The following is a 15730-nucleotide window of genomic DNA, read 5'->3' on the forward strand; positions in this document are numbered from 1 at the left end:
GACCACGTAAACAACGAATTTCATCGAAGCGGCCTTGCGGAACGGTCGAGACGTCGTGCACAGTGAAGCCGTGGCCAGTCGTAGCGCAGAACACAGGGACTCCCGCGAGTCCAGGAACGGGACTCCGCATCTGGATTCCGTCTCCCTCGCCATCATCGAGCAGCTCCAGGAGGACGGCCGTCGGCCGTACGCCGCGATCGGCAAGGCCGTCGGCCTCTCCGAGGCGGCCGTGCGCCAGCGCGTCCAGAAGCTGCTCGACCAGGGCGTCATGCAGATCGTCGCCGTCACGGACCCGCTCACCGTGGGCTTCCGCAGACAGGCGATGGTCGGTGTCAACGTCGAGGGCGATGTCGAGAACGTGGCGGACGCGCTGACGGCCATGCCGGAAGTGGAGTACGTGGTGATGACCGCGGGCTCGTACGACCTCCTCGCCGAGATCGTCTGCGAGGACGACGACCACCTGCTGGACGTCATCAACAAACGCATTCGGGCGCTGCCCGGGGTGCGCTCCACCGAGAGCTTCGTTTATCTGAAGCTCAAGAAGCAGACCTACATGTGGGGAACCCGATAACCGTGAGCAAGGACCTCAGCCGCACCGCGTACGACCACCTGTGGATGCACTTCACCCGCATGTCCTCGTACGAGAACGCGCCCGTTCCCACGATCGTCCGTGGTGAGGGCACCTACATCTACGACGACAAGGGCAAGCGCTACCTCGACGGTCTCGCGGGTCTGTTCGTGGTCCAGGCCGGTCACGGCCGCGCCGAGCTGGCCGAGACCGCCGCCAAGCAGGCGCAGGAGCTGGCGTTCTTCCCCATCTGGTCGTACGCCCACCCGAAGGCCGTGGAACTCGCCGAGCGTCTGGCCCACTACGCGCCGGGCGACCTGAACAAGGTCTTCTTCACCACCGGCGGCGGCGAGGCCGTCGAGACCGCCTGGAAGCTCGCCAAGCAGTACTTCAAGCTGGTCGGCAAGCCCACCAAGTACAAGGTCATCTCGCGCGCGGTCGCCTACCACGGCACCCCGCAGGGAGCCCTGTCCATCACCGGACTCCCGGCCCTGAAGGCCCCGTTCGAGCCCCTCGTGCCCGGCGCGCACAAGGTCCCGAACACCAACATCTACCGCGCCCCGCTGTTCGGCGACGACCCGGAGGCCTTCGGCCGCTGGGCCGCCGACCAGATCGAGCAGCAGATCCTGTTCGAGGGCCCGGAGACGGTCGCCGCGGTCTTCCTGGAGCCCGTGCAGAACGCGGGCGGCTGCTTCCCGCCCCCGCCCGGCTACTTCCAGCGGGTCCGCGAGATCTGCGACCAGTACGACGTGCTCCTGGTCTCCGACGAGGTCATCTGCGCCTTCGGCCGCCTCGGCACGATGTTCGCCTGCGACAAGTTCGACTACGTGCCGGACATGATCACCTGCGCCAAGGGCATGACCTCGGGCTACTCCCCGATCGGCGCCTGCATCATCTCCGACCGCCTGGCCGAGCCGTTCTACAAGGGCGACAACACCTTCCTGCACGGCTACACCTTCGGCGGCCACCCGGTCTCCGCCGCGGTCGGCCTCGCCAACCTCGACATCTTCGAGCGCGAGGGCCTCAACCAGCACGTCCTCGACAACGAGGCCAACTTCCTCCAGACCCTCCAGAAGCTGCACGACCTCCCGATCGTCGGCGACGTCCGCGGCAACGGCTTCTTCTACGGCATCGAACTGGTCAAGGACAAGGCCACCAAGGAGACCTTCACGGACGAGGAGTCGGAGCGCGTGCTCTACGGCTTCGTCTCCAAGAAGCTCTTCGAGTACGGCCTCTACTGCCGCGCCGACGACCGCGGTGACCCGGTCATCCAGCTGTCGCCGCCGCTGATCTCCGACCAGTCGACCTTCGACGAGATCGAGGGCATCGTCCGCCAGGTCCTCACGGAGGCCTGGACGAAGCTCTAGCCTTCGGCGATTCAGCGGTTTATACGGCCAGGGGTGCACCCGCACGAGTGAGAAGGGCGCACCCCTGGCCGTGTGCTGTCCGGGGTCACGCCCCCCGCTCCTTAGCGTGCCTGGTAACCGATCGGCCCCGTCCTCGTTCCCCCGCTCGGGGGACGCGGTACGGAAAACGGATCTGAACGAGGTGTACGCGCATGGTGGCCCCGCCGGACAACGACGTGCTCTGGGCACGTGCCCTGCACTTCCAGCACCAGGACGGAACTCCCGCGCTCGGCGGGGTCTCGCTCGGCGTCCGGGAGGGCGAGATCCTCGCGGTCTGCGGCCCGCGCGGCAGCGGCAAGACGACCCTGCTGCGCTGTCTCTCGGGGCTTGAGCGTCCGAGCCGCGGCGAGGTCTGGTTCAACAGCGTGCCCGTGCACACCATGGGCCCGATGACCCGCGAACGGCTGCGCCGCGACCGCTTCGGCTGGATCGACCCGGCGCCCGTGCTCGTCCCGGAGCTGAACGTCTGGGAGAACGCGGCCCTCCCCCTGATGCTGCGCGGCACCAGCCGCCGTCGGGCCAAGACCGCCGCCCTGGAGTGGCTGGACCGCCTCGACATCGGCGACCACGCCCGCAAACGCCCGCACGAACTGCGTCAGGCGGAGCGCCAGCGCGTCTCCATCGCCCGCGCGCTGGCCCCGGCGCCGACCGTCCTGTTCGCCGACGAGCCGACGGCCCCGCTGCACAGCGCGGACCGCGCCCAGGTCCTGCGCACGCTCACGACGGCCGCCCGTTCACACGGCATCACGGTCGTCCTCGCGACCCACGAGGCGGAGACCGCGGCCCTCGCGGACCGTACGGTGTCGCTCCTCGACGGACGCCGTGTGAACACCGTCCACCTGCCCCCGGTCACCGAGGCGGAAGGCCGGGCCGCGTGCTCGCTCTCCGTCTGACCCGCGGCTCGCAGCCCGCCGTCCAACTGCGCCGCCTGCTGGTCGCGTTGGCCTCGGCGGGCACGGGCTTCCTGCTCCTCTGCACCCTCGGCTACGCGATGGGCCACCCCGACTCCCCCGCCGCCGCGGCCCTCCGCCTCGGCTGGTGCGCGACCCCGTTGGCCGCCACCGTGTACTTCGCGATGGCCGTCGCCCGCACCGACCCGGCGACCAAACCCCGCCCCGGCCTCTCCGCGATCGGCCTCGGCCCCGCCCGCCTGATGGCCATCTCGGCGACCACGACCGCCCTGGCCTGCACCCTCGGCTCCATGCTGGCGCTCCTCTTCTTCCTCCACCTCCGCGGCGACCTCACGGGCATGCCCTTCGACGGAGCGGCAGCGGAGTTCCTGGCCTCGGAGCAGCCCCTGCCGCTCCCGGCAGCGCTGACCCTGCTGGCACTCGTACCAGTCATCGCATCCGTCTCCGTGGCCCTCGCCCTGCGCCCGCGCGACCTCCGCCCCGCCTCCGAGAAGGGCCCGGCGAGGTCGTACGGCCGCTTCGGCGTGCAGGGCCGTCCGGGTTCCCGCGAGACCTTCGGGGCGTACGGCCGTTTCGGCGCGCACCTGCGCACGGCGGCGCGCGGCGGCGAGCCGGAGGCCGAGCCGACCGAACAGCCCTCGCCGGACGGGCAGTCGGAGGCCACGAGCAACCACCCCGACCCCTCGCGCCCCCCGGCTCCCAGGGAAGCCCCCCGGGGTCTCCCCTGGGGCATCGCGGTACTGGCCGCCGGGCTCGCCGTGGAGGCGTACGCGAGCCGGGCGAAGGACGGCGGCGGGCTGTCGCTGCCCGGCGGTCTCGCCGACGGCCCCGCGAGCGTCCTGGCCGGCTGGGTGCTGACCGCGATCGGTCTCGCGCTGGCAGGCCCCGGACTCACCCATCTCTGCGGGCGGCTGCTCCAGTCCGTCGGCCCCGGCGCGCTGCGGCTGCTGGCCGGGCGGGTGCTGATGGAGGAGGCGACCCGGATCGGGCGCCCGCTGGGCGTGGTGTGCGCGGTGGCGTCCGGCGGCTTCGCGATGACGGCGCTCTACGACGCGGACGCCCCGGCCTTCGGCCCGCTGACCACCCTCGGCCTGCTGCTGGTCACCGGCTGTACGGTGGCGACCCTGCTCACCGCCGCGCTGGAGGCCAAGCACGCCCGCGCCGACACCACGGCCGCGCTGCTGCGCCTCGGTGCCCCCGCGACGATGCTCCGCAGCGCGGCGGCCCTGCGTGCGGGCGCGCTGCTGGCCCTGTTCCTGCCGCTGACCCTGTTCGTGGCCGAGCTGGCGGCGCTGCCGCTGGCCGGCCGATGAGTTTCGTACGGACGGCCGGTCTACCCACCGAACAGCACACCCGCCCGATGGGAGAGACCTCGCATGTACCAGCAGATGATCTTCGTGAACCTGGCCGTGAACGACGTCGACGCGTCGAGGAAGTTCTTCACGGAACTCGGCTACTCGATCAACCCCCAGTTCAGCACCGACGAATGCGCCTGTGTCGTGATCAGCGACACGATCGTCGCGATGCTGCTCGGCAAGCAGCGGTACAGCGACTTCACCAAGAAGGAGATCGCCGACTCGACGAAGACCAGCGAGGTGCTGCTGTGTCTGAGCGCCGAGAGCCGCGAGAAGGTCGACGAGCTGGTGGACAAGGCCATCGCGTCCGGCGGCACGGGCAGCGGTGACGCCATCGACCAGGGCTTCATGTACGGGCGTTCCTTCGACGACCTCGACGGGCACACCTGGGAGGTCATGTGGATGGACCCGGCGGCGGTCCAGGGCTGACCGGGTCACTGCCTAGCATGGGCGCGTGCAGACGAGCCCGGCCCATGCGGCCCCTCACGACGAACGCGAGATCGAGACGGTCGAGGACTTCGACGCGACCGTCTCGGCCCGCGGCACCCTCGCCGGGTACCGCGTCCAGGCCGTCGATCTGACGGACCGTACAAAGGAGTTGCTCACCACCAGCACCGCGGGCGCCGTCTTCCTCGGCTGCCCGATGCGCGAGGAGGCCGCGGCCAAGCTCCGCGCCGACGGCGCCCTGGTCTTCCCGCCGGTCCCGCATCTCCCCTTCGACCCCTACCGCGGCCATCTCTACACGCCGGACGAGCTGTTCGCCTCGCTCGACAAGGGGTACGAGGGGACTCCGGACGCGCTCGCGTACGCCTGGTTCCAGCGGACCAAGGCGGACGGCGACATATACGCCTCCATGCTGCGCGCCGTGCACGACGACTCGATCTCCGACGCCCTCGACGAACTCCTGCGCGGGGCGCGGGTGGTGGGCGTGATGGGCGGCCACGCGATGGCACGCGGGACGGAGGCCTACGGCGGTGCCGCGCGCCTGGGCCGGGAGTTGAGCCGCTCCGGGTTCACGGTGGCCACCGGCGGCGGTCCCGGCGCGATGGAGGCGGCGAACCTGGGCGCGTACGCGGCGCCGTACGAGGACGCGATGCTGGAGGAGGCCTGCGAACTCCTCGCCGGATCACCGTCGTTCAGCCCTTCCATCACCGACTGGGCCCAACGCGCCTTCGAGGTCCGCACCCGCTGGCCCAAGGGCAACCACTCGATCGGCATCCCTACCTGGTTCTACGGCCATGAGCCGCCGAACGCCTTCGCCTCGCACATCGCCAAGTACTTCGCCAACGCCACCCGCGAGGACGGGCTGTTGGCCCGCTCGAACGCGGGGGTGGTGTTCCTGCCGGGCGCGGCCGGGACCGTACAGGAGATCTTCGACAACGCGACGCCGAACTACTACGAGTCGCGCGGCGAGCCCACGCCGATGGTTCTGGTGGACCGGGAGCACTGGACGGAGCGGCTGCCGGCGTGGCCGCTGCTGTGTGCACTTGCCCGGGAACGGTCGATGGAGAGCCGTATCGCCCTCGTTGACCGGATCGAGGAGGCTCCGGAGGCGCTGAAACGCCTCGCTCATTAAAGTGCAGGTAAAGCCAACGGCCGCACACCACATATGCGTTGACACTGCTTACGCAGCACTTATAGACCAGTGAGACTCCTGGGGGTGGTGGTGCCTCACCTCGAACACTGCCTCATCTCCCCCTAAACCCCCCGCAGTTGCACATCCCGTGAAGGGCAAACGTGTCCATATCTCGACGTTCCGTACGCATCCTCGGTGTCGCGTCCGCCTCGGCCGCGCTCGCGCTCGGATTCGCGGGCAACGCGCTCGCCTGCGAAATCGGCGATTTCTCCGCTGAAGCCGGCTGCGACGGCGCCAAGGGCGTCATCACCGTGACCGACACGGACGCCTCCAAGACCGAGGCGACCGTCACCGTGTTCCTGGAGAGCAACAACGCCGACGTGCGGCAGGTCGGCGAGGCACAGACCGCCAAGGGCTCGGCCAAGGGCGTCAGCATCACCTTCGCCGAGGACTGGCAGGCGAATGCCACCTACCGTGTCCACGTCGAAGCAGGCAAGGTCAATGACGACCTCGACCTCCTGACCACCCCCTCCAAGGCCTGCGCCACGGAGTCGCCCACCCCGACTCCGACCGAGGCCTCCCCGACCCCGTCGGAGACCCCCTCGGCCCCGGCCGAGTCCGACACCCCGACCCCGTCAGCCTCGGAGAGCAGCAGCACCACCCCCGCCACGACGACGGACAACGCGCCGTCCCCGGCGGCCGGTAGCTCGAACCTCGCCGAGACCGGTGCCAACTCCAACACCGGCATGATCGCCGGTATCGCGGGCGCGTTCGTCGTCGCGGGCGGCGGAGCCGTCTACTACGGCATGCGCCGCCGCGGTGCGACCAACGGCCGCTGATCCACCCGTTGTTGTGGCCCGCCCGGTTCGTGGGGGCGGGCCACACGCATGTCTACGCGCCGTCGAGTACGACGACCTCGGCCGCGTCGAACTCCACCCCGACCGTGTCCCCGACCTCCGGCGCCGCCCGCAGCGCACACGCCGCCTCAAGCCGCGGCGCGCCCTCCGGTTGCAGCTGTACGGCGACATGCGTGCCCCTGAAGGTACGGGCGACGACCGTGCAGCGCAGGCCCTCCTCGGCGGGCAACAGGCGTACTCCCGCGGGGCGTACGAGGAGCGTGCGGGCGCCCTGCGGGGCGTCCTCGGGGACCGGCACCTTGCCCCAGGGGGTGTCGGCGGCCTCTCCGGCGACCGTGGCCCCGACCACGTTGTCGAAGCCGAGGAAGCGGGCCACGAACTCGTCGGCGGGGCGCTGCCAGACCTCAAGTGGCGTACCGGACTGGGCGATCCGCCCGTCCCGCATCACCACGACCCGGTCGGCGAGCGCGAACGCCTCGCCCTGGTCGTGCGTGACCGCGAGCACGGTCGTGCCCAACACCCCGAACAGCTCGCGGAGTTCGACGACCAGCCGCTCCCGCAGTGACCGGTCCAGCTGACCGAGCGGTTCGTCGAGCATGAGGAGCCGGGGGCGCGGCGCGAGGGCGCGGGCGAGCGCCACCCGCTGCTGCTCACCGCCGGACAGCCCCGCGACGGCACGGCGGGCGGCACCCGGGAGTCCGACGAGGTCGAGCAACTCCCCCACCTGAGCCTCCTGTTGCCGCTTCGACGCCCCGCGCATGCGCGGCCCGAAGGCCACGTTGCCGGCCACGTCCCGCTGCGGGAACAGCTGATGGTCCTGGAACATCAGACCCACCCCCCGCTTGTGCGCGGGCACGGTCGCCTGATCCCGGCCGTCGAGCAACACCCGCCCGGAGTCCAGAGGTTGCAGCCCGGCGACTGCCCGGAGCAGGGTGGACTTGCCGCTGCCGCTGGGCCCGAGCACACACACGATCTCGTGCTCGGCGACCCCGAGGTCCACGGCGTCCAGCACCGGGCGCCCGCCGAACCGTACGGTCGCGCCCGCGAGGCTGAGCAGCATGTTCGGCGACGTTTTCGGCGGCATGTTCGGCGGCATCTAGAACTCCCCCGTCCGGTCGGTGCGCAGCCGCTCCAGGACCAGCAGGGCCACCGCGCACACCACCATCAGAATCGTCGAAAGGGCCATCGCCTGGCCGTAGTTGAGATCACCGGGCCGGGACAGCAGCCGGGCCACCGCGACCGGCAGCGTCGGGTTGTCGGGCCGCGCGATGAACACGGTCGCCCCGAACTCCCCCAGCGACACCGCGAACGCGAACCCGGCGGCAATCAGCAACGCCCGCCGCACCAACGGCAGATCGACCTCCCGCCACACCCGCCACGGCGAGGCCCCGAGCACGGCCGCCGCCTCCCGCAGCCGCCCGTCCACCGCGCGCAGCACGGGCAGCATCGTCCGTACGACGAAGGGAACGCCGACCAGCGCCTGCGCGAGCGGCACCAGGATCCATGAACTCCGCAGATCCACCGGGGGTTTGTCGAGCGAGATCAGGAACCCGAAGCCGACGGTCACCGCCGACACCCCGAGCGGCAACATCAGCAGCGCGTCGAACCCCCGCACCAGCCGCCCCGCGTCGCGCCGGGTCAGGGCCGCGGCGGCGAGTCCGCCGATCACCACGGCGATGGCGGTGGCGGCGACGGCGTACTCCAGCGAGTTGCCGATCGCGGCGATCGGCGGGACCAGGAAGGTGCCGCCGTCGTCGTGGGTCAGCGCCCGGTAGTAGCCGAAGTCGGGTGTGTCGAGCGACCGTTGGACCAGCACGGCGAGCGGCAGCACGAGCAGCAGGAGGATCGAGACGAGGACTCCGGCGAGCAGGGACCACTGGCCCGCTCCACGCGGGCGGCGGGCGGTCATGGAGGGGTCGACCAGCCGTAGGGCCGTCTCCCGTCGCCGTACGGTCCAGGCGTGGACGGCGAGGATCGTGCCCACCGCGACGAACTGGACGATGGTGAGCACGGCCGCCGTGGAGAGGTCGAAGATCTCCGAGGTCTGGCGGTAGATCTCCACTTCGAGGGTCGAGAAGGTCGGGCCGCCGAGGATCTGCACCACGCCGAAGGACGTGAAGGTGAAGAGGAAGACCATCAGCGCGGCGGCGGCCACGGCGGGCGCGAGCGCGGGCAGCGTCACCTTCCGCCAGGCCCGCAGCCGGGAGGCGCCGAGCATCCGCGCGGCCTCCTCCTGACGCGGGTCGAGTTGGCCCCAGAGGCCGCCCACCGTCCGTACGACGACCGCGTAGTTGAAAAAGACGTGCGCGAGCAGGATGGCCCACACGGTGGTGTCCAGCCGTACGCCCCACAGGTCGTCGAGGAGTCCGCCCCGGCCGACGAGCGCGAGGAAGGCCGTACCGACGACGACCGTGGGCAGCACGAAGGGGACCGTCACGACGGCCCGCAGCATGTGTCTTCCCGGGAAGTCGAAGCGCGCGAAGACATACGCGCCGGGGAGCGCGATCAGCAGCGTGAGCGCGGTGGAGGCGAGCGCCTGCCAGGTGGTGAACCACAGGACGTGCCGGATGTCGGACTGGGCCAGCACATCCCCGATCCGGCCCAACTGCCAGGCGCCGTCCACCTTCAGGCCCCGCCCGACGATCGCGACGACCGGGTAGGCGAAGAACACCGCGAAGAACGCGACGGGCAGGGCCATGAGACCCAGCCGCGTCGCACTGCCCCTGTTGACAAGGGACTTACGCGGTGCCGCTTCCGCTGCTTCGGCTGCTTCGGCTACTTCAGTACGAGTGAGGTCCACGACTTGACCCACTGGTCCCGGTCGGCGGCGATCTTCGCGGGGGCCATGGTCTCGGGGTCCTTGGCCTGCGGACCGTACTCCGTGAACTCGGCCGGTACCGTCGCACCCTCGACCACCGGGTAGACGAACATGTTGAGCGGCATGTCCTGCTGGAACTCCTTGGTCAGCAGGAAGTCGATGAAGGCCTTGCCGCCCTTGGTGTTCTTGGCGTTGCTGAGCAGCCCCGCGTACTCGGTCTGCCTGAAGCAGGTGCCGTACGACACTCCGGTGGGCGCGGTGGTCGGCTTCGGGTCGGCGTAGATGACCTCGGCGGGCGGCGAGGAGGCGTACGAGACGACCAGGGGCCGGTCACCGCCCGCCTTCTTGCCGCCGGCGGAACCGGAGAACTCCTGATCGTAGGCCTGCTCCCAGCCGTCGACGACCTTGACGCCGTTCGCCTGGAGCTTCTTCCAGTACGCCTGCCAGCCTTCGTCCCCGAACTGCGCCGCGCTGCCGAGCAGGAAGCCGAGGCCGGGTGAGGAGGTGGCCGCGTTCTCGGTGACGAGGAGGTTCTTGTACTCGGGCTTGACCAGGTCCGCGAAGGTGGTCGGCGGGGTCAGCTTGTGCTTGCTGAAGTAGGCCTTGTCGTAGTTGACGCAGATGTCGCCGGTGTCGATGGCCGTGACCCGGTGCTTGGCCTCGTCGACGCGGTACGCGGGCTTGACGGTGGCGGAGCCCTTCGCGTCGTAGGACTGGAAGAGGCCGTTGTCGAGCGCGCGGGAGAGCAGGGTGTTGTCGACGCCGAAGAAGACGTCGCCCTGGGGGTTGTCCTTGGTCAGGATCGCCTTGTTGACGGCCTGGCCCGCGTCGCCGTCCTTGAGGACCTTGACCGTGTAGCCGGACTGCTTCTCGAAGTCCTTGAGGACGGTCTTCGAGACGGCCCACGAGTCGTGGCTGACGAGCGTGACGGTCTTGTCGGATCCGGAGCCGCCGCTCCCGTCCGACCCCGACCCGCACGCGGAGAGCGTGACCAGGCCGAGGCCCACGAGGACAGCACAGTACTTCTTGGTGTTCACGGTGATGACCGAACTTCCTACCCAGAATGACCTGGGCGAGGTTCAGAGGGTCTGCGGCCCGATTGCCGCACTCTCAGCGCTGCGCGCTCCCCTGTCGGATATGAAGGTGTACGTACTGGTCGTAATGGTCGTACGGGGTGGTACGGGTGAAGATTACCGCTCGGTGGCCGCGAGCTGGCCACACGCTCCGTCGATCTCCTGGCCACGGGTGTCCCGGACGGTGACCGGTACCCCGTGGGCCGCGATGGCCTCGACGAACGCCTTCTCGTCCTCGGGACGGGAGGCCGTCCACTTGGAGCCGGGTGTCGGGTTGAGCGGGATCAGATTGACGTGCACCGGCTTGCCCTTGAGGAGGCGGCCGAGCCGGTCACCGCGCCACGCCTGGTCGTTGATGTCGCGGATCAGCGCGTACTCGATGGACAGCCGGCGTCCCGACTTCGCGGCGTACTCCCAGCCGGCGTCCAGGACCTCGCGGACCTTCCAGCGGGTGTTGACGGGGACCAGGGTGTCGCGCAGGTCGTCGTCGGGCGCGTGCAGCGAGATCGCGAGGCGGCACTTGAAGCCCTCGTCCGCGAAGCGGTGGATCGCCGGGACGAGTCCGACCGTCGAGACGGTGATCCCGCGCTGCGAGAGGGCGAGGCCGTCGGGCTCGGGGTCGGTGAGGGCGCGGATCGACTGGACGACCCGCTTGTAGTTGGCAAGGGGCTCGCCCATGCCCATGAAGACGATGTTGGAGAGACGGGCGGGACCGCCCGGGATCTCCCCGTCGCGCAGCGCGCGCATGCCGTCCACGATCTGGTGCACGATCTCGCCGGTGGACAGATTGCGGTCCAGTCCGGCCTGACCGGTCGCGCAGAACGGGCAGTTCATCCCGCAGCCCGCCTGCGAGCTGATGCACATGGTGACGCGGTCCGGGTACCGCATCAGCACGGACTCGACGAGCGTCCCGTCGAACAGCCGCCACAGCGTCTTGCGGGTGGTCTCCTGGTCGGTCGACAGATGCCGTACGACCGTCATCAGCTCAGGGAGCAGGGCTTCCTGGAGCTTGGCGCGCGAACCGGCGGGGATGTCGGTCCACTCCGCCGGGTCGTGCGCGAGGCGCGCGAAGTAGTGCTGCGAGAGCTGCTTGGCGCGAAACGGCTTCTCCCCGATCGCGGCGACGGCTTCCTTGCGCTCGGCGGGCGTGAGATCGGCAAGGTGCCGCGGCGGCTTCTGGGCTCCGCGGGGGGCGACGAATGTGAGTTCTCCGGGCTTAGGCATGGCCCTACCAGTGTCGCAGACATACGAAGAGGGACTCGCCGCCCTGTGGACAACGAGCCCCTCCTCAGCAAAACCGCAGGTCAGCTGGTTTTTTGGCTTGTCAGCCGGACCCGACGAAGAGCACGAACATCAGCCACACCACCGGAGCGGTCGGCAGCAAGGAGTCCAACCGGTCCATGATGCCGCCGTGGCCCGGCAGCAGCGTGCCCATGTCCTTGATGCCGAGGTCCCGCTTGATCATAGACTCGCCGAGGTCGCCCAGCGTGGCGCTGGCCGCGACCGCGAGGCCCAGGACGAGGCCCTGCCACCAGCTGCCGTCGTCGATCAGGAACTGCATGCACAGCGCGCCCGCCACCATCGCGAAGGACACCGCTCCGAACAGTCCCTCGCGGGTCTTTCCGGGGCTGATGCGCGGGGCGAGCTTGTGCGTGCCGAAGCGCCAGCCGATGGCGTACGCCCCGGTGTCGCTGACGACCGTCAGCAGCAGGAACGTCAGGACCCGCCAGGCGCCGTCGTCGGCGGTGAGCATCAGGGCGACGAACGTGGCCAGGAACGGCACGTAGAACGCCGCGAAGACGCCCGCCGTGACGTCCTTGAGGTAGCCCTCCGGCGGTTCCGTCATCCGCCATACGAGGACGGCGAGCGCCGTGAGCGCCATGGCGACCCAGGCGCCCTCGGCACCCCGGACGTAACCGGCGACGACCATCGCGGCCCCACCGACCGCCAGGGGCACGAGGGGCGCCTTGATGCCCTTGCGCTCCTGGAGCCGCGAGGTGAGCTCCCACAGACCGACCACGACCGCGACCGCTATCACTCCGACGAACGCGGCCTTCACCACGAAGAGGGAGGCGACGATCACCACGGCGAGCCCGACCCCGACCCCTATGGCCGCACCCAGGTCCCGGCCCGCGCTCTTCTTCTGCGGGGCGGGCGCCGGTGGCGGGACGTCGGGCATGGGCTCCGGATTCTGCGGCACCGCCCCGAAGGGCTGCGCCTGCGGCGTGTCAAAGGGCTGCGTCCGCGGGTCGTACGACGGCGACTGCCGTACGTCGTACGGCGGTCGCTGCGTCTCGTCGCGGAACGTCTCGTCGCGGAACAAGGGGCCGCTCAGCCGAGCGGCCCCCCGGTCGTCATCCTGGTGTCCGCCGTATGCGGGCTCGTCGGGCACGATGGGCATGGGGCGAGTCTGCTGCGCCTCAGGCGCATCGTACGTGGGACCCGCCGGGGCAGCCCCCTGGACAGGCCCCTGGTCGGACGGCCCCCAGTACCCGGCTTGTGGCGGTGCCCCCCAGGAAGAGTCGTTCATCAGACCTCTAGCAGCTCCGCTTCCTTGTGCTTGAGGAGTTCGTCCACCTGGGCGACGTACTTCGCCGTGGTGTCGTCGAGCTCCTTCTCGGCGCGGCGGCCCTCGTCCTCGCCGATGTCGCCGTCCTTGATCGCCTTGTCGATCGCTTCCTTGGCCTTGCGGCGGATGGAACGGATCGAGATCTTGGAGTCCTCGGCCTTGGTCTTGGCGACCTTGATGTACTCCTTGCGGCGCTCTCCGGTCAGCTCCGGGAACGTCACACGGATGATGTTGCCGTCGTTGCTCGGGTTGACGCCGAGGTCCGAGTCCCGGATCGCCTGCTCGATGTTGCGCAGCGCGCTCTTGTCGAACGGGGTCACCACGGCCATGCGCGGCTCCGGCACGGAGAACGAAGCCAGCTGGTTGATCGGTGTCAGTGCGCCGTAATAGTCGGCCACGATCTTGTTGAACATCGCCGGGTGCGCACGGCCGGTGCGGATCGCGGCGAAGTCCTCCTTGGCGACCACGACGGCCTTCTCCATCTTCTCCTCGGCTTCGAGGAGGGTCTCTTCGATCACCACTTGCTCCTGCGTGTCTTGAGTAGGCCCGGCTGCTGTGCTGTGTCGGCGTCGGCGGCCGGCTGCGTCGCGTCTTCTTCCTGCACGGTTCCCGACCGGCAGGACATTGTCCATCCCCCGGTCAGGGTGATCAGCCCTGGCTGCCTTGGTCACCCACAAGCGTGCCGATCTTCTCACCCTTGACGGCGCGGGCGATATTGCCCTCCGCCAGAAGCTCGAAGACCAGGATCGGAAGCTTGTTGTCGCGGCACAGGGTGATGGCGGTCATGTCCGCGACCTTGAGGTCCTGGGTGATGACCTCGCCGTAGCTGAGCGCGTCGAACTTGACGGCCTCGGAGTTCGTCTTCGGGTCGGAGTCGTAGACCCCGTCCACACCGTTCTTGCCCATGAGCAGCGCCTCGGCGTTGATCTCCAGGGCGCGCTGGGCGGCGGTGGTGTCGGTGGAGAAGTACGGCATGCCCATACCGGCGCCGAAGATGACCACGCGGCCCTTCTCCAGGTGGCGCACGGCCCGCAGCGGGATGTACGGCTCGGCGACCTGGCCCATGGTGATGGCGGTCTGGACGCGGCTGTCAATGCCCTCCTTCTCCAGGAAGTCCTGGAGGGCGAGGCAGTTCATCACGGTGCCGAGCATGCCCATGTAGTCGGAGCGGGCCCGGTCCATGCCGCGCTGCTGGAGTTCGGCGCCACGGAAGAAGTTGCCGCCGCCGATGACGACGGCGACCTCCGCTCCGTCCCGGACGACGGCCGCGATCTCACGGGCGATCTTGTGCACCACGTCGGGGTCGACGCCCAGGCCCCCGCCGCCGGAGAAGGCCTCTCCGGACAGCTTCAACATGAACCGGCCGCGTACCTTGCCGTCGTCGCTCTTCTGGGCCTTGGTGGTCATGACGTTCTCGCCTCTTTTACGTGGTCGCACATACGAAGAAGGCCACTGCCGGTGGGGTGTCTGTCGCATCCCATGCTCGGCAATGGCCTCCTCGTCAGATCTGCTGTCGTCCGCCACGCGCGCGTGCGCGACGGCGTACCGGGCCGACTGCGTACGACCCTAGCGGGATTCCGCGGGGCGCCGCGCGTCGATCGCGGTACGGACTCAGATGCCGACCTTGATGCGCGTGAAGCGCTTCAGGGTGACACCCGCCTCGTCCAGAACCTTCTGGACGGACTTCTTGGGGTCGAGCGCGTACGGCTGACCGAGCAGCGTCGCGTCCTTGAAGAAGCCGTTGACGCGACCCTCGACGATCTTGGCGATCGCGGCCTCGGGCTTGCCCTCGGCGCGGGTGACCTCCTCGGCGATACGGCGCTCGGACTCGACGACCTCGGCCGGCACGTCGTCCTTGGCCAGGTACTTCGGCGCGAAGGCGGCGATGTGCTGGGCGACACCGCGAGCTACCTCGGCGTTCGGCTTGTCCAGCTCCACAAGCACACCGATCTGCGGCGGCAGGTCGGGCATCGTGCGGTGCATGTACGCGGAGACGTAGCCGTCGGAGTACTGGGCGAAGCGGTCCAGGACGATCTTCTCGCCCAGGTTCGCGTTGGCCTCGTCGACGAACGCCTGGACCGTCTTGCCGGACTCGATCTCGGACGCGAGGAGCGCCGCGATGTCGGCCGGGGAGGTCGCGGCGACGTGCTGCGCGATCTGGTTGGCGACGGACTGGAACTTCTCGCCCTTGGCGACGAAGTCCGTCTCGCACTTCAGCTCGACCAGGACACCGGAGGTGTTGTCGTCGGCGATGACGGAGACCACGGCGCCGTTCTCGGCGGAGCGGCCTTCGCGCTTGGCGACGCCCTTCTGGCCCTTGATGCGGAGCGCCTCGACGGCCTTCTCGACGTTGCCGTCGGCCTCGTCCAGCGCCTTCTTGCAGTCCATCATGCCGGCGCCGGTGAGCTCACGGAGCTTCTTGACGTCGGCGGCGGTGTAGTTCGCCATGATCTGAAAATCTCTTCTCGGAGTTCGAAGTCTCGAAGTCGGCGGCGGCCGCGTGGTGAGCGGGCTTCCGCCAAAGATCTACGGGCTACGAAGATCTAGGGGCTGTGAGTGAACGGCGGGTGGCGCGGTCGGCACCACCCGCCGTCACT

Annotated in this window: 15 protein-coding genes; 7 read left to right on the forward strand and 8 right to left on the reverse strand. The window is 69.5% G+C overall.

Annotation, left to right across the window (positions count from 1 at the left end):
* Window positions 1-55: 55 nt before the first annotated feature.
* From ACWIHT_RS19590 to ACWIHT_RS19620, 7 genes are all read left to right on the forward strand, one after another.
* On the forward strand, window positions 56-571 hold the full coding sequence (locus ACWIHT_RS19590) for an Lrp/AsnC family transcriptional regulator (RefSeq protein WP_026178557.1): 516 nt from the start codon (window positions 56-58) through the stop codon (window positions 569-571).
* A complete protein-coding gene (locus tag ACWIHT_RS19595) occupies window positions 556-1935 on the forward strand; it encodes an aspartate aminotransferase family protein (RefSeq protein WP_456169375.1) in 1380 nt (459 codons plus the stop codon). The genes ACWIHT_RS19590 and ACWIHT_RS19595 overlap by 16 nt, the downstream gene beginning before the upstream one ends.
* A gap of 191 nt (window positions 1936-2126) precedes the next feature.
* Window positions 2127-2867 carry an ABC transporter ATP-binding protein gene (locus tag ACWIHT_RS19600; RefSeq protein WP_456169376.1) on the forward strand — a complete coding sequence of 247 codons (741 nt, stop codon included), beginning with the start codon at window positions 2127-2129 and terminating at the stop codon, window positions 2865-2867.
* Complete coding sequence (locus tag ACWIHT_RS19605) at window positions 2849-4198, forward strand: hypothetical protein (RefSeq protein WP_456169377.1); 1350 nt, start codon at window positions 2849-2851, stop codon at window positions 4196-4198. Before ACWIHT_RS19600 ends, ACWIHT_RS19605 begins: the two co-directional genes overlap by 19 nt.
* A 63-nt stretch (window positions 4199-4261) precedes the next feature.
* Complete coding sequence (locus tag ACWIHT_RS19610) at window positions 4262-4669, forward strand: VOC family protein (protein WP_456169378.1); 408 nt, start codon at window positions 4262-4264, stop codon at window positions 4667-4669.
* Window positions 4670-4694: 25 nt separating this feature from the next.
* On the forward strand, window positions 4695-5816 hold the full coding sequence (locus tag ACWIHT_RS19615) for an LOG family protein (protein WP_456169379.1): 1122 nt from the start codon (window positions 4695-4697) through the stop codon (window positions 5814-5816).
* Window positions 5817-5977: 161 nt separating this feature from the next.
* Window positions 5978-6655, forward strand: coding sequence for an LAETG motif-containing sortase-dependent surface protein (locus tag ACWIHT_RS19620; RefSeq protein WP_456169380.1), 678 nt, complete (start codon window positions 5978-5980; stop codon window positions 6653-6655).
* Window positions 6656-6707: 52 nt separating this feature from the next.
* Here the strand turns inward: ACWIHT_RS19620 and ACWIHT_RS19625 are convergent, their stop codons facing one another.
* The 8 genes from ACWIHT_RS19625 to tsf form a co-directional block, all read right to left on the reverse strand.
* Entirely contained in the window at window positions 6708-7769 is a 1062-nt protein-coding gene (locus ACWIHT_RS19625) for an ABC transporter ATP-binding protein (protein WP_456169381.1), read from the reverse strand.
* Entirely contained in the window at window positions 7770-9371 is a 1602-nt protein-coding gene (locus ACWIHT_RS19630) for an ABC transporter permease (RefSeq protein ID WP_456169382.1), read from the reverse strand. It lies immediately after the preceding gene.
* Between the two features lie 77 nt (window positions 9372-9448).
* Window positions 9449-10528 carry a thiamine ABC transporter substrate-binding protein gene (locus ACWIHT_RS19635; RefSeq protein ID WP_456169383.1) on the reverse strand — a complete coding sequence of 360 codons (1080 nt, stop codon included), beginning with the start codon at window positions 10526-10528 and terminating at the stop codon, window positions 9449-9451.
* A 153-nt stretch (window positions 10529-10681) separates the two neighbouring features.
* The gene (rlmN, locus tag ACWIHT_RS19640) at window positions 10682-11788 is read right to left on the reverse strand and encodes a 23S rRNA (adenine(2503)-C(2))-methyltransferase RlmN (protein ID WP_456169385.1); all 1107 of its coding nucleotides are present in this window, start codon (window positions 11786-11788) and stop codon (window positions 10682-10684) included.
* A gap of 100 nt (window positions 11789-11888) precedes the next feature.
* Entirely contained in the window at window positions 11889-13094 is a 1206-nt protein-coding gene (locus tag ACWIHT_RS19645) for a phosphatidate cytidylyltransferase (protein ID WP_456169386.1), read from the reverse strand.
* On the reverse strand, window positions 13094-13651 hold the full coding sequence (gene frr, locus ACWIHT_RS19650) for a ribosome recycling factor (protein WP_200716139.1): 558 nt from the start codon (window positions 13649-13651) through the stop codon (window positions 13094-13096). The genes ACWIHT_RS19645 and frr overlap by 1 nt, the downstream gene beginning before the upstream one ends.
* A gap of 130 nt (window positions 13652-13781) precedes the next feature.
* Window positions 13782-14540 (reverse strand): UMP kinase, encoded by a 759-nt coding sequence (gene pyrH, locus ACWIHT_RS19655; protein ID WP_200685070.1) that lies wholly within the window; start codon window positions 14538-14540, stop codon window positions 13782-13784.
* A gap of 204 nt (window positions 14541-14744) precedes the next feature.
* A complete protein-coding gene (tsf, locus tag ACWIHT_RS19660) occupies window positions 14745-15581 on the reverse strand; it encodes a translation elongation factor Ts (protein WP_456169387.1) in 837 nt (278 codons plus the stop codon).
* Window positions 15582-15730: the final 149 nt, after the last annotated feature.

The sequence above is a fragment of the Streptomyces sp. NPDC002276 genome, assembly GCF_053891435.1.